Here is a 20,461-nt window from a genome sequence, read left to right as displayed (position 1 = left end):
TTTCGACTGGAGGGGCTTGGTCACGCGGCCGACGGGACCGTCCACCGCTGGCCGGCGCTGCCCGCGCAGGCCGCGATCGTCAACTGTGTCTTGTTGGTGGCGCCGTTGCTCGCATCCGTGAGGCAGAGGCCGGAGGCCGGGTTGACGATCTCGCCCGACGCGTCCTTCTGCCACTGCTGGGCCTGGGTGCCGTTGCAGGTGTGCAGCTGGACCTTCGTGCCGGCGGTGGTCGCGCCGTTCGTCACGTCCATGCAGTCGTTCAGCACCTGCAGGGTGCCGTCGGGGACGACCTTCCAGGTCTGCGCGGAGGTGCCGTTGCAGGTGTAGATCTGGATGGCGGTGCCGTTCGAGGTGCCCGCACCTGCGTCGTCCACGCACTTGCCGGTGGCGGTCTCGGTGAGCGGGCCGCTGGGCTGGGCGATCCCCGTGCCCGGGGTGCCGTCGTAGGAGGGAGGCGGACTCGTCGTGGCCCAGGCGGTGTTCGGCGACGAGGAGAGCGTGAAGTCCAGCTCCGCGGAGCCCGTCAGGTATGACGCCGGGACGTACGCCTTGTTCCAGGTGCCGCCGTTGAGGGTGAGCGACTGGACGTAGGGCGAACCGTCGGCCGCCGCGGGGGCGTTGACGGTGAGCGTGTGTCCGCTGCCCGTCGTGACGACCGCCGAGGTGAACATGGGGCTGCCGATGGCCAGGTCGGCGGTGCCCGGGATCTCCGGGTACAGGCCGAGGGCCGACCACACATACCAGGCGCTCATCTCGCCGAGGTCGTCGTTGCCGGGCAGCCCGCCGGCGGCGTTCGTCCAGAGCTGGTCCTGGACGGCCCGTACCGTCGACTGCGTCTTGTACGGCTCGCCGACCCAGTCGTACTCCCAGGGCAGGCCGATGCTCGGCTCGTTGCCCATGTTGGACTGGGTGCCGATGACACTGCCCAGGCCCTGGAACCCGCCGAGCACGCTGTCCAGGTACGACGCCATCGACGCGTTGCCGCCTTCCAGGGACGCCAGCTTGGCGAGGTTGAAGGGGATCATCGGGGTGTAGGTGAACGCGTCGCCCTCGGCGAAGTCGTTGGACGAGGTGCCGGTGATCAGCTTGGCGTTGAAGCCGTCCATCCAGCGGCCGTTGGAGTGCTGGGGCTGGATGTAGCCGGAGGACGCGTTGTAGATGTTCTCCCAGTCCTGCGCCCGGTCCTGGAACCGCTTCTGGGTGGCGCTGTCGCCGAGCGCGCCCGCGAACGCCGACAGCGCGAAGTCGTCGGTGTCGTACTCCAGTTGGGTGGAGACCGTGGCGTATTCGTGGCAGCAGCCGTAGAGCGAGTTGGTGGGCAGGTAGCCGAACGAGTCGAGATACGTCACACCGGGGGTGACGTCGGTGTTCGTGGTCTGTTCCTTGACCATCGCGGACAGGGCGGTCGCCGTGTCGAAGTTCCGGGCGCCGAAGGCGTGGTAGCCGGCGAGCAGCGGTACGGCGGAGTCGCCGACCATGATGTGAGTCTCGGCGGTCTCCATGCCCCACTTGGTGAGGGTGCCGCCCTGCTGGTAGTCGTCGACGACGGACTGCGCCATGTCGGAGGCGGCCGACGGGTCGAGCAGCGCGGTGAGCTGGGCCTGGGAGCGGTAGGTGTCCCAGGTGGAGAAGTCGGCGTACTTCGCCGCGTGGCCGCTGCCGACCGTGTGGACAGCGTTGTCGAAGCCCCGGTAGGAGCCGTCGACGTCACTGATGACGGACGGGAACAGCGAGGCGTGGTAGAGCGCGGTGTAGAAGACGGTGCGCTGGTCCGAGGTACCGCCGGTGACGGCGATCTTCGACAGCGCGGTGCTCCACGCGGACGCCGCCGCGGACTTGACGGCCGCGAAGGTCTTCCCCGTCACTTCGGCGTCCCGGTTGGCCGCGGCCTCGGTGACCGAGGTGTAGGAGATGCCGACCCGGGCCTCGATGGTCCTGCTGTTCGTGGTGTCGAAGGTCAGGTACTCACCGCCGCTGAAGGTGCCGGAGGCGGAGAAGGGATGGTCGAAGGTGATCGCGTAATAGAGCGTGACCGGGGTGGTGTCCTCGCAGAAGCCGGTGCTGGTGATCGACCCGGCCACCGTGTCGCCGCCGCTCAGGGCGAGCGTCGAGGAGGTGTACGGGGTCTGCGTGTTCTGCACCTTGAGGAGCAGGTTCGCCTGGGTGGAGGACGGGAAGGTGAACTGGCCGATCCCGGCGTGCGTGGTGGTCGTCAGCGCCGTGCTCGTGTCGTTGCCCAGGCTGACGGAGTAACTGCCGGGCGAGGCCTGCTCGTCGGAGTGCGAGAAGGACTCCGTCGTGGAGGCGGGGTCCGAGCCGAGCGCGCCGACGACGGGCAGGATCGGCAGGTCCCCGGCCGCATCGCAGCCGACGCCGGAGACATGGGTGAGGCTGAAGCCGGAGATCGCCGAGTCGGCGTAGTCGTAGCCGCCGCCCTTGGGGCGTGACGTGGTGTCGGGGGACCACTGGAGCATGCCGTGCGGCACGTCGGCGCCGGGGAAGGTGTTGCCGGCGCTGAAGTCGCTGTTGGAGCCGGTGCCGATGTAGGGGTCGACCGAGGACGCGGGGTCGGCCGTGGCGGCCACCGACCCTGCCGCGCCGGCCAGTTGGCCGGACACGGCGAGGGCGAGCGCCGCGGCACCCGTGGTCAGGGTCCGCAGGAGCGCGCGGGGGCGCCTGGTCTCAGCCACGGGTCAGCACGTCGCTGAGGACGGCGTTGGCCGGGGCGGTGATCCAGTCGGTGGAGATGTACGAGGCTCCGTCGGCGGCGAGTTGGGCCACCCGGGCCTGGGCGTCGGCGAGCGACGGAGCGGAGGAACTGAGAGCGGGGGAGACGTCGTAGGCGTCGGTGACGACCGTCAGGTAGTGGTTGGTGTTGTACCACTCGGTGTTGCCGTCACCGACCCAGGCGCCGGCGTCCGCGTCGAACACGACGAACCAGGGGCGCAGGGTGGTGTCGCTGTAGCGGGTGCGCGGGTCGACGGCCTGGGCGCCGAGGACGCTCGGGAAGACCGCCGCCTGGCTGATGTTCCCGGCGGCGGCGAGGTCCTTCAGGTGCTGGGCGTAGACCACGTCCGACCACGAGGAGGCGGGGCTGACGGACTGCTCGAAGGTGCCGGGGATGATCTCCACGATCGCACGGCCCGCGAGTGAGCCGTAATCGGCCCAGTTGTCGGCGCGGGCGGCGGTGTCGAGGTCCGCGTACTTCGTGCCGTCGCTCTTGGTGAGCAGGTCGGCGGGGGTGTAGAGGACGCTGCCGAGGTGCGCCTTGACGTAGGAGTCGAACTCGGTCGGGTTCATGCCGAGGGTGTCGTAGAACCCGTTCTTCATCTCGATCTTCACCATGAGCGGGTGGCTCGTGGGGTGGGCCTGGAGCCAGATCCGGATGTCGTCGAGGCAGCTGTCGAGGTTCTGGTTGCGGTCGCCGGTGTAGAGATCGGCGGCCGTGGACGCCTGGACGCAGTTGTTGTTGCTGCCCAGCGGGTTGCTGTGGCTCACGTCCCACTTGCCGTTGAACACGTTGTGCCAGGTGTCGAGTTCGACCAGCGAGGTGCCGGTGTCCAGCGCGTTCGCCAGGTAGGTGTACGTGGATTTGTCGTCGTACGTGTTGTGGATGCCGGTCCCGGACACGCCGGCCAGCGTCCGGCCGCCGACGTCGGCGGCGTGCGCGGTGGGTGACGCCACCGCACCGAGCAGCAGGGCCACGGCCGTCAGGAGCGCGGCGCGGATTCTTCGGCGAATCATGAGCATGCCAGACCCTTTCGTGGTGCCCGGGGGACGGCCGGAGCCTAGAGGTACCGGATGGACATCCGCTACGCCTCGGTAACAATTTGCCGTCCCGAGCCTGAATCCCTAGGGAGAAAAGGGAGTTGGGCGGTTGACATGCCGGCGCCGCTGGTCGTACACGCCGCGTCCGCGAGGTGGCCGCTCACTGAAGTGAGCGGCCACCCAAGGGAGTTGGCGCGGCTACGGAATCGTCGCGCCCTCCGCGCTGAGCGCCGCCGTCACCGGCTGGAAGAACGTCTCGCCGCCCGAGCTGCAGTCGCCGCTGCCGCCCGAGGTGAGGCCGATCGCGGAGGAGCCGTCGAAGAGGGCGCCGCCGCTGTCGCCGGGCTCGGCGCAGACGTTCGTGTCGATCAGGCCGGAGACGGAGCCCTCCGAGTAGTTCACGGTGGCGTCGAGGCCGGTGACCGAGCCGCCGTGCAGACCGCTGGTGCTGCCGCTGCGCTGGACCGACTCGCCGACGTAGGCGTCCGCGGCGCCGGTGATCTGCTGGGTGCTGCCGTTGTACAGGTCGACCTCGCTGGCGGGCGACGAACTGGAGTCGTCGTACTGCACGAGGGCGTAGTCGGTGCCGGGGAACTGGGAGTCGACGGTCTGGCCGACCTCGCTGCCGCCCTGGGAGTCCGACCAGCTCGAGGAGGCGTTGCCGCAGTGTCCTGCGGTGAGGAAGTAGGGGGCACCGTTCACGGTGACGTTGAAGCCGAGGGAGCAGCGCACCGAGCTGCCCCAGATGGCGTCACCGCCGGCCACGAGCGGCTTGAAGGGGGTGGCCGCGTGGCGCAGGACGGCTTTGCCGCCGAGCGCCTTGAGCGCCGCGTTCAGCCGGGTGCGCTTCGCCCCGGTGACGGTGGGGTCGGCGGTGACCACGACCTTGTCCTGCCGGGGATCGATCGACCAGGCGGTGCCGGCGATCCGGGCCTGCTTGGCCAACGTGGCGACAGCGGAGTGCAGTTGGGCCGTGGAGTAGGGCACGAGTCTGGGGACGGCACCGGCGGCCAGCACCTGCCGGGTCGCCGACCGGTCGGTGATGTCGACGACGATCCGCCGGGAGGCGGCGTCGTAGTAGGAGCCGGCGGCGCGGTCGCCGAGCCGGGCGGCGAGGGCGGCCGCGGCCCTCGCCTGGTGGGCCGGTGCGGCGGGTGCGGCGGTGGCCGCGCCGGCGCCCGGCAGCAGTACGGCGGTGGCGGCGAGGGCCGCCGCGGCGGTGCCCGCGAGGGTGATGCGGGCGGTGGGAGTCGGACGGTTCGTCACGAGGGAGCCTCCTGAGGGGGGCGTCCCGCCCGCTGGGCAGGCGGGACCGGAGGGATCGAGGGGGAAGGCATGAAGCCAATTGCTTTGCTGGCGTGACCATGCCAAGAGAAGCGTCGCCGAGTATCGCCATGCACCGCCCACCCCCACAAGGCACCTTTCCAGCCGCACCCTTGAGGCGCCCGGGCGCTCCACCTCCGGAGGGAGACAGGACGGGTCGGCCCACCTGACCAGGCACGGGACACCGCACGACGGCCGTCCCGCACACCAATCCGCCCCCTCGACCCGCGCGCCAGGCTGGCCGGTGGGCAGCGGTCCCGTTCGGTTTCCGGACCGCCTGTTCTGGCACCGGACGCCCCGAGCGCGCAGGTCAGGGCCACTTCGGTCAAACACGCTTCGCGGAAGTGAAAAAACGTGGCAATGCCGGTTCCGGCCCCCCTGCCAGGGGACGACATCACGGCCGATCCGGACGGTCGCCGGGTTTCGTACCCTGGCGCTATGCGCATGCGCCCCACTCTGAGCTGGACCCCCACCGAGGACCTGCCGCCGAGCACGACGGACCTGCGGTCGGTCGTCGACACGCTGGCGGCCGGCCGGGTACTGGTCCTCAGCGGTGCGGGCCTCTCCACCGAGTCCGGCATCCCCGACTACCGGGGCGAGGGCGGCAGCCTGAGCCGGCACACCCCGATGCTCTACCAGGACTTCACCGACAGCGCGCACGCACGGCGGCGGTACTGGGCACGCAGTCACCTCGGCTGGCGGGCCTTCGGCCGGGCGCGGCCGAACGCCGGGCACCGGGCGGTGGCCGCGTTCGGGCGGCGGGGGCTGCTCTCCGGCGTGATCACCCAGAACGTGGACGGGCTGCACCAGGCCGCCGGCAGCGAGGGCGTCGTCGAACTCCACGGCAGCCTCGACCGGGTGGTCTGCCTCGGGTGCGGCGTCCTCGTCGCGCGCAAGGAGCTCGCCCGGCGACTGGAGGAGGCCAACCCCGCCTTCGCGCCGGTCGCCGCCGGTATGAACCCGGACGGTGACGCCGACCTCACCGACGACCAGGTCGGGGACTTCCGGGTCGTGCCCTGCACCCTCTGTGGCGGCGTCCTCAAGCCGGACGTGGTGTTCTTCGGCGAGACGGTGTCGCGCCACCGGGTCGCACAGTGCCGCGACCTCGTGCAGGCGGCGGACTCACTGCTCGTCCTCGGCTCCTCGCTGACGGTGATGTCCGGACTGCGGTTCGTCCGCCAGGCCGCCCAGGCGGGGAAACCCGTACTGATCATCAACCGGGACGTGACCCGGGGCGACCGGCACGCGGTCACCCGGGTCGGCCTGCCGCTCGGGGCGGCCCTCACCACGGTGGCAGGCCGACTGGGCATCGCCGTCGACGACGAGGTGGCGCTCGGGGCCTGAGCCCGCGCCGGGGCCTACAGGCCGGGGAAGGCCGGGAAGGAGCAGGACGGTACGGAGCCGCTGCCGCTCACCGGGCTGGTGGTCACGCCGGTGCCGGACGGGGTGATGTCGCTGTTGTACAGGCCGATGTTCGCGTAGGAGGCCGTGTACGCCGTGGCGTCCAGGCTGACGTTCTCCAGCGTCAGGCCCAGCGGGTAGGTGGAGTTCAGGCCGACGAAGGTCGACGTGGCGCCGGAGACGGAACCGGTGGACCTGACCCCGTTCACCAGGATGTCCGTGAAGTACGGGGTGGAGGAGCCGGTGCCGCTCGAGTAGTGGGTGTCGAAGACCAGCGGGTACTTCACCTTGGTGAGGCAGGTGTTGTCGTAGGTGACCTGCCTGACGGTCCCGCCGTTGGCCGGCGAGGACTTGATGCGGATGCCGTTGCTGCTGCCGCCGGCGTTGCCCGAGCTGTCGGTGCCGGTGAGCGTGTTGTTCTCGAACAGGACGTTGCTGACACCGCTGTTGGTCTCCGAGCCGATGGAGATGCCGTGGGTGCCGTAGAAGTGGCTGTCCTTGACGGTGATGTTCTTGGAGGCCGCGGAGCCGCCCTTGACGGCGATGCCGTCGTCGCCGTCCTGGATGTAGGAGTCGGCGATGGTGACGTTGGTGGCGCCGGCCGGGTCGATGCCGTCGGTGTTGCGGGCGGTCGCCGGGGTCTTGATGCGGACGCCCCAGGCGGTGAAGCCGTTGCCGCTGTAGTAGACGTGGAAGTTGGGCGAGTTGACCAGGTCGATGTCGTACAGCGTGAAGTTGTCGGAGCTGTTGGCCTGGATCATGCGCGGGTTGTTCTGTTTCTCGCCCTTGTTCTTCGCGTCCGTGGCGAGGCTCCACCAGGTGGTCGAGGTGCCGAGGAGGTCGAGATCGCCCCGGCCGTCGATGCGGCCCTGGCCGCCACTGCTCGAACGGACCGCCTCCACACCGGCGTTGGCACCGGCGATGGTGATCAGCGGCTTGCAGCCGCCGGAGTCCGTGGCCACCGTGCCGCACGTCGGCTTGCCGCTGACCTGGTAGGTGGCCGGGTTCAGCGAGCCGTAGAGCGTCACGCCGCTGTCCAGCAGCAGCACCTCGCCCTGGTGCACGGTGAGCGGGCCGGTGAGGAACGCGGTGTGGCCGGCGTCCGCGGCCGACAGCTTGACGGCGACCTGGCCCGAGCCGCTCTGCGCGCACTTGTCCAGGGCGGCCTGGATGCGGGCGGTGTCCGGCGGGTTGGTCTCGTCGGCCGTGCCGGCGGTGCGGCCGGACATCGCCAGCCCGCTGGTGAGCGGCGCGCAGACGGTGGTCGGCACGCTCGGCTGGGAGACCGTGCGGGTGTCGCCGGTGGCCGGCGCCGGTGTCGGGGCGGCGGAGGCGGTGGTGGCGTTCAGGGCCAGCAGGGCCGCGGTCGTGAGGCCGGCGGTGGCGGCGGCCAGCGCGGCCGCGGTGAGCCTGCGCCGGGTGCGCGGCGCGGGAAGGTGCTCCGTTCTGGTCGAGCGGCTCATGTGCGGGTTCCTTCCGGGTGCGACGAGCTGCCCGCCGGTGTGGCGGGCAGACGCTGGGGGAGGTCGTTCCGGTGAGGGTTCCTCAGGACTGGGGCACGTGGTCGACGAGGACGTTCGTCAGCTCCAGGTCCGTCACGTCGGTGGCGATGTTCGCCTTGGTCAGCGCGCTGTCGATGGTGATGTCGCTGAGCCGTACCGTGCCGACGCAGTCGTTCGCGTAGCCCTGGATGTTCCAGCCCTGGATGGCCGAAGTGACGTTCCAGTGGCTGAGGTTGATGTCGGTGACGGTGGGCGGGTAGGTGCCGGTGTCTCCCTCGCCGTAGTGGTAGTCGATCAGCAGGAGGGGGCCGCCGATGGCGGTCACGTTCACCCGGTGGACGTGGGTGCCCTTGATGTAGCCCCCGCGTACCGAGTTGGTCTTGAGGCGGTGCCCGGACTGCAGGCCGGCCGAGGTCATCGTCAGGTCGCGGGCGTAGACGTCGCGTACCCCGCCGGTCATCTCGCTGCCGATGGTGACGCCGCCGTGGCCGGCCGCGAAGGTCGAGTTCTGGATGACGATGTTCTGGCTGGGGGTGTTGACGCGTCGTCCGTCGGCGTTGCGTCCGGCTTTGACGGCGATGCAGTCGTCGCCGGTGTCGAAGGACACCGAGTCGATGAGGACGCCGTCGCAGGACTCGGGGTCGCAGCCGTCGGTGTTGGGGCCGGTCGCGGTCACGGTGACACCGTGCACGGTGACGTCCTGGCACAGCGTGGGGTGCAGGAACCAGAACGGCGAGTTCTTCAGGGTGACGCCCTCGACGAGCACCCGCCGGCAGTTGTACGGCTCCACGAAGGCGGGCCGGAAGTGGTACCGGGTGCCGTCGCGCCGCTCGACCGGCAGTCCCGCGTTGACGGTGGCCTCGAAGGCGCTGAAGTCGGCGTCGCCCAGCGGTTTCCAGGCGTACCAGTCGGCGGTCGACGCCCGGCCGTCGAGGACGCCGCCGCCGGTGACGGCGATGTCGTGCCGGCCGTAGGCGTAGATCAGCGGGGAGTAGTTCATCAGCTCGATGCCCTGCCAGCGGCTGTACACGGTGGGCAGGTAGACGGCCGGGTCGGTGGTGAAGAGCAGGGTGGCGCCCGCCTCGACGTGCAGTTCCACGCGGGAGAGCAGGTGGATCGGGCCAGTGGCCCAGTCGCCGGGCGGTACGACGACCCGGCCACCGCCGGCCCGGTGCGCGGCCCTGACGGCGGCGGCCAGGGCGGCGGTGTTGTCGGTGGTGCCGTCGGCGACCGCGCCGAAGCGGGTCACCGGGAAGTCACGGCGCGGGATCGCGGGGCGCCGTATCCCGGCGACGACGCGGTCGGCCGCACGGTCGGCGTCGGCCGCCCCGCAGGGCGGCGAGGGGGCGCCGAAGGCGGGGCCTGCGAGGACGGGGGAGACGGCGACCGTACCGCCGAGCGCGATGGCGGAACGCAGCAGCTGTCTACGGGTGGGCTCGGTCATCGTTGACGGCCTCTCGGACAGGAAATGAGGAAGGGACTCAGTCGCTGGAACGGGCGACCAGCTGGGTCGGGTTGACGAAGCGCAGGGCGACGAGCAGCAGGACGGCCATGGAGGCGGTGTAGAGCACGGCCATGGCGTCGATCGACTGCGTGGAGCGGATGCCCGCCGAGTTCACGGCCGAGAACAGCGCCACGATCAGCGTCTGGCTGGTGGGTCCCGCGGTGAGGAAGGTCAGCTCGAACATGCCGAAGGTGCGCACCAGCACCAGGATCGCGGCGGCGAGCATGCCGGGCAGCAGCAGCGGCGACAGGATCCGGGTCAGCACGGTCCAGGTCGAGGCGCCGCACATCCGCGCCGCGTGCTCGATCTTGGGGTCGATCTGCTCGATGAACGGCGTCATGGTGAAGACGACGAACGGGATGGACGGCACCAGGTTCGCCAGGATCACGCCGGTCACCGAGCCGGCCAGGTGGAACTTGTAGAGCACGGTCGCCAGCGGGATGCCGTAGGCGATCGGCGGTACCAGGATCGGCAGCACGAACAGGACCGTGACCAGCTTCTTGCCGGGGAAGTTCCGGCGGGCCAGCGCGTAGGAGACCGGCACCGCGAGCACCAGGGAGACCAGCACCACGGCGAGCGAGACCTCGACCGTGGTCCACAGCACCTGGCCGAGCTGGAACTCCTTCCACGCGTCGCTGTACCAGTGGCTGGTCCAGCCGCTGGGCAGCCATGTGTCGAACCAGCGCCCGCCGAAGGAGTTCAGCAGCACGGTGGTGATGACGCCGAGCAGGTTGAGGAAGAAGAAGGCCAACGCCGCCCAGGTGAGCCAGGCCCCGGGCCGCATCACGATGCGGCGCCGCGCGGGGGGCTCCTCGGGCCGTAGGCCGGAGGCGGGGGCCGAGTCGAGTACGGCGATCATCCCTTGCCTCCCGTGGATCCCGTGTACAGCCGGGAGCGCAGCAGCGTGACCGCGCCGATGACGGCGAGCATCAGCACCGTCATGATCATCGCGTCGGCGCAGCCCTGGGCGTAGTCGAAGCGCTGCAGGGCGGACTCGTACGCCTCGATGGAGATGACGTGGGTTTTGCCGTTCGGGTCGCCGACCATCATCGCGGACGGGAAGACGGCGAAGGCCATCACGAAGGTCAGGCAGAACGTGGTCATCAGACCGGGCATCAGCAGCGGGAAGGTGATGTGCCGAAAGCGCTGCCACCAGCCGGCGCCCAGGGTGGAGGCGGCCTTCTCCAGGCTCGGGTGGATGCCCGAGAGGTAGGAGTGGGTGAGCAGGTAGGCGAAGGGGAAGCCGCTGATGACCAGGGAGAGCAGCACTCCGGTGTAGTTCATGGTCAGCTTGACCGGCGAGTCGGCCAGCCCCAGCAGGTGCAGGGTCCGGTTGAACCAGCCGGAGGGGCCGTAGAACTCCAGGATGCCCTCGGCGGTGAGCACCGTGCCCAGCGTGATCGGGACCACCAGCAGGGCCAGCAGCAGCCGCTTGCCCCGGAAGTCGCGGCGCATCCGATAGGCGATGGGAACCGACGCGCCGACGTTGACCAGCGCGGCGGGCACGGCCAACGAGAAGGTGGCCCACACCGACTTGCGGGAGAACGGCTCGGCGAAGAACTGGTGGTACGCGCCGAGCGCGCCGCCCTTGGCGGGCTGGAAGGAGAGCTGGAGGCCGTAGAGGAAGGGGTACAGGAACAGGGCGATCACGGCGAGCGCACCGGGCAGCAGCAGGAGCAGCATGCGGTCCACGCCGCGCTCGGCGAGCCGGTGCCGCAGTGCGGTCCTCGGCGCCGGCGGGGTGGAGGCCACCATGGTGGTCATGGCGTGGCCTCCTCGTCGGGCAGGTCCGGGAGGTCCGCCTCGGGGAAGACCAGGGCGCGTTCCGGGTCGACGGCCACCGGCAGCGTGTCACCCGGGTGGACCTGCCGGTGGGACTTCAGGTGGAGGCGGTCACCGTGCCGGGTGACCGCCTCCACGTGCAGGACGCGGCCGTGGTACTCGACGATCTCGGCCACCGCCTCGGCGACGGTCTGCTCGCCCTCCTCGGCGGGCCGCAGGTCCTCGGGGCGGATCGCGACGATCACGTTCTGCCCCGCCCGCGGCGGCTGTTCACCGACGGGAGTGCCCCGCACGGTGAGCCCCCGGCCCGCGGCGACGACGCCCCCGGTGTCCGCGGAGGCGACCTCCAGCGGCAGCAGGTTGCGGTAGCCCATGAACCCGGCGACATAGGGGTCGGCGGGGTGTTCGTACAGTTCGGCCGGGGTGCCGATCTGGCTGACTGTGCCGTCGTGCAGCACCACCAGGCGGTCGGCGAGCGAGAGCGCCTCCTCCTGGTCGTGGGTGACGTAGAGGGTGGTGAGCCCGAACTCCTGGTGGATACGGCGGATCTCGCTGCGCATCTGCAGCCGCAGGGCGGCGTCCAGGTTGGACAGCGGCTCGTCCATCAGCACCAGCGGCGGCTCCATCACGATCGCGCGGGCGATGGCGACGCGCTGCTGCTGCCCGCCGGAGAGCTGCCCGGGGTGCTTGTGCGCGTGTTCGGTCAGCCGGACCAGGCTCAGCACCTGGTCGACCCTGCGGCGGGTCTCCTCCTTGCCGACGCCGCGCATCTTCAGGCCGAAGGCGACGTTGGCGCGCACGGTCAGGTGCGGGAAGAGGGCGTAGTTCTGGAACACCATGCCGAAGCCCCGCTTCTCCGGCGGCAGGGTGTCCACCCGCTTCCCGTCGAGGACGATCTCCCCGGCGGTCAGCGGGAGCAGACCGGCGAGGCAGTTGAGGGCCGTGGTCTTGCCGCAGCCGGACGGACCGAGGAGGGCGATGAACTCGCCGCCCCTGATGGTCAGGTCGAGCGGCTTGAGCGCGGTGTGCGCGCCGTAGGCCCGGCTGATGCCTCGCAGGTGGAGCTCGCCCAGCTGGGAGCCGGGGCGTTCGGCCGCGGGCGGGGCGGGGGACGCCTTCGTCGTGGTCATCCGGGTCACCGTGCTCACTTGGTCGAGCCGATCTTCTTGTCCCACAGGTCGAAGGCCGTGACCTGGGCGGTGGCGGGCAGTGAGTTCCTGGCCGGACTGGCCGAGATCCAGCTGTCGAAGTCGGGGTCGCCATACTTCTTGATCACGCTCTGCGAGGAGGCCGGCGCCTGGCCGAGGCTCACGCCCGCGACCGCCGGGCCCGGGTAGAAGTAGCCCTTGTCGTAGGTGACCGCCTGCTGCTCCGGGGTCAGGGCGAAGGCCAGCAACTGCATGGCGGCGATGAGCTCGTCGTCGGAGACGCCCTTCGGGACGACGCCGAACTGGGCGTCGGTGACCCAGGTCATGTTGTCGTACTTGGTCACCTTCATTCCCTGGGGCACGGTGCCGAGGGCCCGCGGGTTGATGTACCAGCCCATGGTGCTGGCGATGACGTGGACGCTGCCCTGGGCCAGGTTGGTCATGGTCGCCGATGTCTTGGCCGGGTAGTCCGCGGTGTACTTGTTGAGCTCGGTCAGGAACGCCCACGTCTTGGCCCAGCCGTTGGTCGGGTCGGTCGGGTCCTTGTCGCCGAGCAGGTACGGCAGCCCCATCAGGAAGGTGCGGCCTGGGCCGGAGTTGCGCGGCTGCGCGTACTGGAACTTCCCCTTGTTGGCCTTCGCCCACTCCAGCAGCGTGTCCGGGGTGGTGGGGACGTTGCTCACCTTGGCGGGGTCGTACTCCAGCAACGGGCCGCCCGGGGTGGTGACCAGCTCTATGCCCTGGTCCTGGGCGAGCGTGGCCATGGACGCGGCCGTCTTGCTGTACTGGGACGTCAGGTTCGGGAAGAAGCGCGCGTAGTACGGCTTGAGGTCGTACCACAGGCCTTTCTGGATGCCGGCCGCCAGACCGTCGGTACCGGTCAGCACGAGCTGGATCTGCACGTTCTGGGCCTGCTGCTGGGCCTGCACCTTCGGTGCCAGCTCGGGAGCGGTGCCCGTGGTCGTGGTGACCTTCGAGACGATCTCGGGGTGCTTCGCCCTGAAGGCGTCGATGATCGGCTGGGTGAGCGCCAGGTTGCCCGCGACGTCGAGGATGTTGAGGGTGACCGGCTTGGCCGGCTTGGTGGCCAGGGCGCTGGGCGCCGCCGCCTTGCTGGAGGTGCCGCTGCTGGGGGCGCCGCACGCGGCGAGCACCGGAGCCGCGGCGGCCGAGGCGGCGAGGGTGCCGAGGAGGCGGCGGCGGGAGAGGTTTCTGTCGAATTCGGGCGTGGCGGATGACATGGCGTGTGGCATGGCGGGTTGCGGCCCTTCGTCAGTGACGGTTCGCGAGCTGGGGCTCCGTAGCGGTACCGGCGGTCCTGCGGGTCGTACGTCGAACAAGTGGCACTAGGCGCGGGCGGGCCGGCCGGGCGGGAGTCGGCCCCTCGATGGCGAGGCACTGGCGTCGTTCACAGCCAACCCCCCTCCCGCCACCCGGCCATCAGCCCGGTGATCTGCTCCCTGACCTCCGGTGGCAGGACGCGGGACGGCGGCCGGACCTCCCGTCCGCACAACTCCAGTTGGGCGAGGGCCTCCTTGACCACACTGACGTTGTCCGCCGAGCCGTCCGCGGCGCGCAGCTCCTCGAAGAGCCGGGCCTGCGCCCACACCGTCATGGCCTTGGCGAAGTCACCGCCACGCAGGGCCTGCAGCAGGGCGGCCGACAGACGCGGTACGACGTTGACGAGGCCGGAGGTGAAGCCGGTGGCGCCCACGGCCCAGTAGCCGGGGGCGGACAGTTCGGCGAGGCCGGCGATCCAGGTGAAGCGCTCGAGGCCCGCGTCCCGGGCGACGCAGGCGAAGCGCACGGGGTCGGGGACGGCGTACTTGACGCCGATGACGTTCGGGCTGCGGTCGGCCAGGGCGCGGATCTGCTCCCCGCCGACGCGCGGATCACGGACGTAGAGGACGACGCCCAACTCGGGCACGGAGTCGGCGACGGCGCGGTGGTACTGGATCCAGCCCTCGGCGGAGCGGTACGGGTGGACGGGCTGGTGGACCATCACCGAGTCGGCGCCGGCGCCCTGGGCGTGCCGGGCCGTGGCGCGTGCGTTCTCCAGGTCGAGGCCGACCCCGGCCATCACCTGGGCGCGGCCCTCGACGGCGGCCACTGTCGACTCCACGGCACGGCGGGACTCCGCCGGGGTGAGGGTGTAGAACTCGCCGGTGTTGCCGTTGGGGGTGACCACCTCGACGCCGTGCTCCATGAGGCGCCGGACCAGTGTGGCGTGGGCGTCCCAGTCCACGCTGCCGTCCGCCCGGAACGGCGTCACCGGGATGGCCACCACCGTCGACAGCCGGCCGTGTAACGCGTGCAGTGCGTCGAGAACGACGGGGCTGTCCTCTGCTTCCGCGGTCATGCGCGCGCTCACTCCGCTTCACTCTCGGGGAAGTTGCGCGCCACGAAGGCGCTGATGTGACCGCGCATCAGGGCCCGTACCTGGCGCGAGTCCCCCACCTCGGCCGCCGCGAGGATCTCCCGGTGCTCGCGGGCCTCCTGCTCCCAGGACGGCTGCCGGGCCCAGGCGGCGCTGGAGACCAGGGCGGTCTGGTCGCGCAGCTCGTCGAGGGTCTTCACCAGGAGCGGATTGCCGCAGCCGGCGTACAGGGCCCGGTGGAAGGCCCGGTTGGCCAGCGAACGGTCGGCGGCGTCCTCGGCCCGGTCGGCCGCGTCCAGCGCGGCGTGCGCCTCCTGAAGCGCGTGGCTGGAGAGCGTGCTGCGGCCGGCGGCCACCGGCTCGAGGAGCAGGCGCATGTCGTACACGGCGCGCGCCAGTTCCTCGTCCACCGCCCGGACGGTGACGCCCTTGTAGGGCAGCATCACCACCAGGCCCGAACCGGCGAGCGTCTTGAGCGCCTCGCGCACCGGGGTCTTGGAGATCCCCAGCCGTTCGGCGAGCTCGGCCTCCACCAACGCTTGGCCCGGCTTGAACTCGCCGGTCAGGATCGCGTGCTTGATCGCCTCGAGGACCGCCTCCGTACGGGAGGGCGGGAGCGCTCCCGGTCGTGAACTGCCGTGCGAAGCAAGGATGTCGGCCACTGAGCTGGCTCCTGTGGGTGACGTATGTGAGATCTCATATACGATGCGCCACGAAGTTAGGCTCGGCACCAGGGGCCGTCAAGACGGCCGACGGTAACGAATTCCCCTTGCGGACCGGGTGGGTAAAGGAAGCAGCAAATGCCGGTCCGGAGCGTTGACGTCCCGGCCGGGGAGACGGGTCATATATGAGACCCCGAACGCGTCGCGACGGCACCCCTGTTGCGCTCGCGGCTGATCGCCTCAGCCCGTGCGCCGGGCTACGACGTCTCCACCGCCATCGGGGCCGGGTCCCGGTACGCCGGGGCCTGCATGAACGTGAACAGGGCCGTGGCCGCCGTGCGGTGGGCGGAGGCTGCGGTGGGATCACCCAGGGCCTCCGCCGCGGTGGCCATACCGGTCAGGGCGCGGGCCTGTTCCGCGCGGTAGCGGATCGACCTGGCGAGTTCGTGGGCGTGGGTGTGCAGGGCCAGGGCCTGGTCGTACTCGCCGCGGCGCAGGTGGAGTCGGCCGATGAGGTTCTCGACCTGGGCCTGGCGGGTGGGGCTGTCGCCGGCGTGGGCGAGGCGGAGGGCGGGGCCCGCGCAGGCCTCAGCCTCGGCGAGGTGCCCCAGGCACTGGGCGACCTCGGCGGAGAGCGCGAGGACCAGGGCGAAGTCGCCGGGCGGGCTGAAGTCGTCGCAGCGCTGCCGGGCGCGCTCCAGGCAGCCGCGGGCGTCCTCGTACTCGCCGAGACCGACGTGCGCGAAGGCCAGGTCGGTGAGGGCCATGACCTCGTTGTTGCGGTCCTCGACGTCACGGTGGATCGCCAGCGCCTGGCGGGCGGCGGCCGCCGCCTCCTCGTAGCGGCCCTGCTGCTCGTGCAGGGTGCTGAGGATGGTCAGCGTCTCGGCCTCGGCCCGGCGGATGCCCAGTTCGCGGTCGAGGGCGATCGCGCGCTGCAGATGGGGCAGGGCCTCGGCGTACTGGCCGAGCACGGTCAGCAGCAGCCCGATGGTGGACTCGCTGTGCGCCTCGGTCTGTTTGTCACCGAGCCGCCGGGCGATGTCACGGCCCTCGGTGACGACCTCGATGCCCTCGTCGAAGTGGCCGAGCTTCCAGCAGGCGATACCGAGGTTGGAGAGGCTGACGCCGAGCAGCGCGAGATCCTCGATACGGCGGGCGGCGGCCACCGCGACCTGGCTGAGGTCCCGGAAGTCCTCGAACCGTCCACGCGCGTTGAGTTGGAACACGATGTTCCGGGTGAGCCCCACGGTGTGCCGGTCGAAGCCGTGCCGGTCGGCCAGGGTGACCGCGAACAGCAGGCTGCTGTGCTCCCGCTCGAACCACTGGGCGGCGGACTCCTGGTCCCGCAGCGGCGGCAGTTCACCGGTGAACGCGGGGATGCCGGTGACACTGCGCTTGCGGCCGGGAAAGAGCAGCTGGCAGGCCTCCTCGGAGGCGGAGAGGTAGTAGTCGAGGAGGCGTTCGACGGCCTGGGTGTCGTCCCGCTCGGTGGCCGGACCACGCTGGCTCTGCGCGAAGTTCCGTACCAGATCGTGGAATCGGTACAGGCCCATGTCCGGCTGCTGCAGGAGGTGGACGTCCAGGAGGCGTTCCAGTATCGCCTCGGAGCCGTGCGGGTCCAGGCCGAAGAGCGCGGCGGTGGAGTGGGCGTCGAGGTCCGAGCCGGGATGCAGGCTCAACATCCGGAAGGCGGCCCGGTGTTCCGCGTCCATGGCCTGGTACGACAGTCGTAGGGACGCGGCGACGCTGCGCTCGCCGACGCTGAGCTCCTCCAGACGGCGGGTCTCGTCGTGCAGGCGGTCGGCCAGGTAACGGACCGTCCAGCGGGGCCGGTTGCGCAGCCGGGCGGCGACGATGCGCAGGGCGAGCGGGAGCCGGCCGCACAGCTCGACGAGTTCGGCCGTCGCCTCCGGCTCGGCCGCGACCCGGGCCGGGCCGAGCATCTCGGTGAGGAGCTGTTCGCCGTCCTCGTGGGACATGGGGCCGATGGAGATCCACTCGGCGCCGTCCAGGTCGAACAGCCGGGACCGGCTGGTGACCAGGACCAGGCAGCCGTGCGCGGGCGGGAGGAGCGGGAGGATCTGCGCGGCGTCGTGCGCGTTGTCCAGGAGCAGCAGTACGCGGCGGTCGGCGAGCGCGGACCGCCAGAGCGCGGCGCGCCCCTCGGCGTCGTCGGGGATGCGTTCGGCGGGCGTGCCGACCGCGCGCAGCAGGGTGTCGAGGGCGGCGGCCGGGGTCACCGAGCGCCCGCCGGGAGTGAACCCCTGGAGGTCTATGTGGAGTTGGCCGTCGGGGAAGAGGTGCGCGACCTGGCGGGCGGCGCGCACGGCGAGGGAGGTCTTGCCGCTGCCGCCCATGCCGTCGATGGCGACCATGGTGGTCGACGTGTGCGAAGAATCGTTCTTGCGGTGGATGCAGGCCAGAAGTGCGGCGAGGTCCTGCCGGCGACCCGTGAAGTCGGAGAGGTCGTACGGGAGGGTACAGGGGGCCGGGGTGGTGGCGGCCGCCGTGGGCCCGCTGCCCGGTGCCGCGGGTGTCGGAGGGGCCGTGACGGGAGCCGCTGACGGGGAAGCCGCCGCCGCGCTCGTCGGCGGCGCGGCGACGGGGGCCGGGCCGTCGGCGGCTACGGCGGCCTCCGGGGCCCCGCCGCCCAGGGATGGGACCGGGGCGAAGGAGTGGGTCGGCGTGGGCTCGGGCTGCCGGGGCGGCCCGGAGTGCCGTGCGGGGGGCGCGGGGCGTTCGGGGGCGGCGAGTTGCGGGGCCTCACGCAGGATGCCCTCGTAGAGGCGGGTCAGCGGGCGGCCGGGGTCTATGCCCAGCTCCTCGGCGAGGAGTTCGCGGACCTTGCCGTACTCCTCCAGTGCCTCGGCCTGGCGGCCGCTGCGGTAGAGGGCCAGCATCAGATGGCCGCGCAACGTCTCGCGCAGCGGGTGCTCGGAGATCAACCGGCGCAGGTCGGCGACGAGTTCGGCGGCCTCCCCGAGGCCGAGGCGGAGCTCCAGGAGCTGCTCGGCGGCGGCGAGGTGGCGCTCGTTGAGGGTGGTCGCGACGGCCTCGATCACCGGGCCGTCCATGCCGGACAGCACCGGTCCGCGCCACAGCGCCAGGGCATGCCGCAGTTCGGCGACGGCGTCGGCGGCGCGGCCCTCGGCGACCGCGCGGCCCGCGGCGGCCGTGCCGGCGGTGAACTCGAGCAGGTCGAGCTGGGTGCGGTCGACCGACACCCGGTATCCGGGTCCCTCGGTGAGGATCAGTCCGTTGCCGGCGGGCACGCGCCGGCGCAGATGCGCGACGGCCTTGCGGACCTGGTGCGAGGCCGTCGTCGGGGGCGCCTCGCTCCAGACGGCCTCGACCAGCCGGCTGACCGGCACCAGTCTGTCCGGTTCCAGCAGCAAAGTGGCCAGAACGCGTTCCTGGACCGCGCCGCCGAGATGGAGCCGGGACCTGCCGGACCAACCCTCCAGGGGGCCGAGGACGTTGAACCGGACCGGTTGTTGCGGCAGCTTGCCTTCCTCGTTCTCCACATGCCCCCCCTGGCCGGTGGCCGCGATGGATCACACCGCTTCACCGGTTCACGCTTTCCCCTGTCGGTACCCCTACGGTCCGGCGAGATCATAGGCGGTTGTCCCCTGGGGCGACACCCTGTGTCACCGGGTGGGCGCGGAGGGCGCCAGGAACGGCGCAAACCCCGCGTTCCCGCTGCGGCGGGAACGGCGGTATCGGGGGCGGGAACGGGAGGGGACCGGTTCGGGAAGCGACCCTTCGAGTATCGGTGCAGCCGAGCGAGAACACACCGACTCAAGGGGGAGCAAGACATGCGCAACACGCCGAGCGGCTTCAAGGTGATCACCGGTTTCGTCGCGGCCCTGGCCCTGACCCTGGGTGTGGCGGCGGGGGTCGCGGGGGAGACGTCGGCGGCCGCGGGCGGGAGCACCCCCCACACCGTCACCCTCGCGGACAACAAGGGGCCGACGAACGTCACCCCGTGAGGCTGCGGCCGGACCGTACGCGGACGAGTCACTCTCGCCGGTCACCCTCCACCGAACCAGCCTTGGAGTCACCTTGGACATCCGTCAGCTGACGACCTTCCACAAGGTCGCCACACTCCTCAGCTTCACCCGTGCCGCCACCGAGCTCAAATACGCGCAGTCCAGCGTGACCGCGCAGATCAAGAGCCTGGAGGCCTCACTGGGGGTCGAGCTCTTCGAGCGGCTCACGGGCAAGATCCAGCTCACCCCGGCCGGCCGGCGGCTGCTGCCCTACGCCGAGCAGATGATGTCGCTCGCCGGCGAGGCCCGCGGGGTCGCGCTCGGTGAGGGGGAGCCCTCGGGCGTCCTCACCATCGGCACGATGGAGAGCGTCACCTCCTACCGCATGCCGCCGGTGCTGGAGTTCTTCCTGCACCGCTACCCGCTGGTCCACCTGGTACTGCGGCCCAGCCTGTGCGCCGAGACCCTGCACTCGCTGCGCCAGGGCACCTTCGACATGGGCTTCCTCATGGAGGCCGAGACCCGCCACTCGGGCGTGGAGAGCGAGGTGCTGGGCCGGGAACCGCTGGTCCTGGTGGCCTCGCCCGGCCATCCGCTGGCCGGGGAGGAGAAGGTCACCCTGGAGCAGCTGCGCGAGGTGCAGGTGCTCGCCCCGGAGGCCGGCTGCGCCTACCGGGAGCTGTTCGAGGCCGAACTCAACGACGGTACGGGCGAGCCGGTGCCGTTCCTGGAGTTCGGCAACATCGAGTCCATCAAGCGCGGCCTCTCGGTCGGACTGGGCGTCAGCCTGCTGCCCCGGATGACCGTGGCCGACGACCTCGCCTCGGGCTCGCTCAGCGAGCTGGCCTGGGACGCGCCCTTCGAGGTCTACACCCAGCTCGCCTGGCGGCGCGGCCGGCACCTCAGCCGGGAGATGCGGCTGTTCATCGACCGGACGATGGAGTGCATGGCCGGGGAGTACGCCACCACGGCCGACAGCTGAGAACGCGCTGTTGGATCGGA

At 71.0% G+C, this 20,461-nt stretch carries 15 protein-coding genes; 3 read left to right on the top strand and 12 right to left on the bottom strand.

What is annotated here, in order from left to right; genetic code table 11:
- Nucleotides 1-20: 20 nt before the first annotated feature.
- The 3 genes from ACIRVK_RS06205 to ACIRVK_RS06195 form a co-directional block, all read right to left on the bottom strand.
- Nucleotides 21-2,690 (bottom strand): lectin, encoded by a 2,670-nt coding sequence (locus tag ACIRVK_RS06205; RefSeq protein ID WP_404244226.1) that lies wholly within the window; start codon nucleotides 2,688-2,690, stop codon nucleotides 21-23.
- Nucleotides 2,683-3,744: a hypothetical protein gene (locus ACIRVK_RS06200; protein ID WP_404244225.1), complete on the bottom strand. Its 1,062-nt coding sequence runs from the start codon at nucleotides 3,742-3,744 to the stop codon at nucleotides 2,683-2,685. Before ACIRVK_RS06200 ends, ACIRVK_RS06205 begins: the two co-directional genes overlap by 8 nt.
- A gap of 222 nt (nucleotides 3,745-3,966) precedes the next feature.
- Nucleotides 3,967-5,034 (bottom strand): S1 family peptidase, encoded by a 1,068-nt coding sequence (locus ACIRVK_RS06195; protein ID WP_404244224.1) that lies wholly within the window; start codon nucleotides 5,032-5,034, stop codon nucleotides 3,967-3,969.
- A gap of 495 nt (nucleotides 5,035-5,529) precedes the next feature.
- Here ACIRVK_RS06195 and ACIRVK_RS06190 point away from each other — a divergent pair, with 495 nt between their 5' ends.
- Nucleotides 5,530-6,435 carry an NAD-dependent protein deacetylase gene (locus tag ACIRVK_RS06190; protein WP_404244223.1) on the top strand — a complete coding sequence of 302 codons (906 nt, stop codon included), beginning with the start codon at nucleotides 5,530-5,532 and terminating at the stop codon, nucleotides 6,433-6,435.
- Nucleotides 6,436-6,449: 14 nt separating this feature from the next.
- Here ACIRVK_RS06190 and ACIRVK_RS06185 read toward each other — a convergent pair whose 3' ends face one another.
- From ACIRVK_RS06185 to ACIRVK_RS06145, 9 genes are all read right to left on the bottom strand, one after another.
- On the bottom strand, nucleotides 6,450-7,955 hold the full coding sequence (locus ACIRVK_RS06185) for a glycoside hydrolase family 28 protein (protein ID WP_404244222.1): 1,506 nt from the start codon (nucleotides 7,953-7,955) through the stop codon (nucleotides 6,450-6,452).
- Nucleotides 7,956-8,037: 82 nt separating this feature from the next.
- Nucleotides 8,038-9,438: a glycoside hydrolase family 28 protein gene (locus tag ACIRVK_RS06180; protein WP_404244221.1), complete on the bottom strand. Its 1,401-nt coding sequence runs from the start codon at nucleotides 9,436-9,438 to the stop codon at nucleotides 8,038-8,040.
- 37 nt (nucleotides 9,439-9,475) lie between these two features.
- Nucleotides 9,476-10,357: an ABC transporter permease gene (locus ACIRVK_RS06175; RefSeq protein ID WP_404244220.1), complete on the bottom strand. Its 882-nt coding sequence runs from the start codon at nucleotides 10,355-10,357 to the stop codon at nucleotides 9,476-9,478.
- On the bottom strand, nucleotides 10,354-11,262 hold the full coding sequence (locus ACIRVK_RS06170; protein ID WP_404244219.1) for an ABC transporter permease: 909 nt from the start codon (nucleotides 11,260-11,262) through the stop codon (nucleotides 10,354-10,356). Before ACIRVK_RS06170 ends, ACIRVK_RS06175 begins: the two co-directional genes overlap by 4 nt.
- Nucleotides 11,259-12,410, bottom strand: a complete 1,152-nt coding sequence (locus ACIRVK_RS06165; protein WP_404244218.1) for an ABC transporter ATP-binding protein — start codon at nucleotides 12,408-12,410, stop codon at nucleotides 11,259-11,261. Before ACIRVK_RS06165 ends, ACIRVK_RS06170 begins: the two co-directional genes overlap by 4 nt.
- Nucleotides 12,411-12,424: 14 nt before the next feature.
- Nucleotides 12,425-13,669 carry an extracellular solute-binding protein gene (locus ACIRVK_RS06160; protein WP_404244217.1) on the bottom strand — a complete coding sequence of 415 codons (1,245 nt, stop codon included), beginning with the start codon at nucleotides 13,667-13,669 and terminating at the stop codon, nucleotides 12,425-12,427.
- Between the two features lie 167 nt (nucleotides 13,670-13,836).
- Complete coding sequence (locus ACIRVK_RS06155) at nucleotides 13,837-14,787, bottom strand: dihydrodipicolinate synthase family protein (protein WP_404244216.1); 951 nt, start codon at nucleotides 14,785-14,787, stop codon at nucleotides 13,837-13,839.
- A gap of 8 nt (nucleotides 14,788-14,795) precedes the next feature.
- Nucleotides 14,796-15,467, bottom strand: a complete 672-nt coding sequence (locus tag ACIRVK_RS06150; RefSeq protein ID WP_404244215.1) for a GntR family transcriptional regulator — start codon at nucleotides 15,465-15,467, stop codon at nucleotides 14,796-14,798.
- 257 nt (nucleotides 15,468-15,724) lie between these two features.
- Nucleotides 15,725-18,994: an AfsR/SARP family transcriptional regulator gene (locus ACIRVK_RS06145; protein ID WP_404244214.1), complete on the bottom strand. Its 3,270-nt coding sequence runs from the start codon at nucleotides 18,992-18,994 to the stop codon at nucleotides 15,725-15,727.
- Nucleotides 18,995-19,285: 291 nt separating this feature from the next.
- Here ACIRVK_RS06145 and ACIRVK_RS06140 point away from each other — a divergent pair, with 291 nt between their 5' ends.
- A complete protein-coding gene (locus tag ACIRVK_RS06140) occupies nucleotides 19,286-19,459 on the top strand; it encodes a hypothetical protein (RefSeq protein ID WP_404244213.1) in 174 nt (57 codons plus the stop codon).
- 73 nt (nucleotides 19,460-19,532) lie between these two features.
- Complete coding sequence (locus ACIRVK_RS06135; RefSeq protein ID WP_404244212.1) at nucleotides 19,533-20,441, top strand: LysR family transcriptional regulator; 909 nt, start codon at nucleotides 19,533-19,535, stop codon at nucleotides 20,439-20,441.
- Nucleotides 20,442-20,461 lie beyond the last annotated feature (20 nt).

The sequence above is a fragment of the Streptomyces sp. NPDC101152 genome (assembly GCF_044768275.1).
Taxonomy (GTDB): Bacteria; Actinomycetota; Actinomycetes; order Streptomycetales; family Streptomycetaceae; genus Streptomyces.
This window is presented reverse-complemented; position numbering and strand designations above follow the sequence as displayed.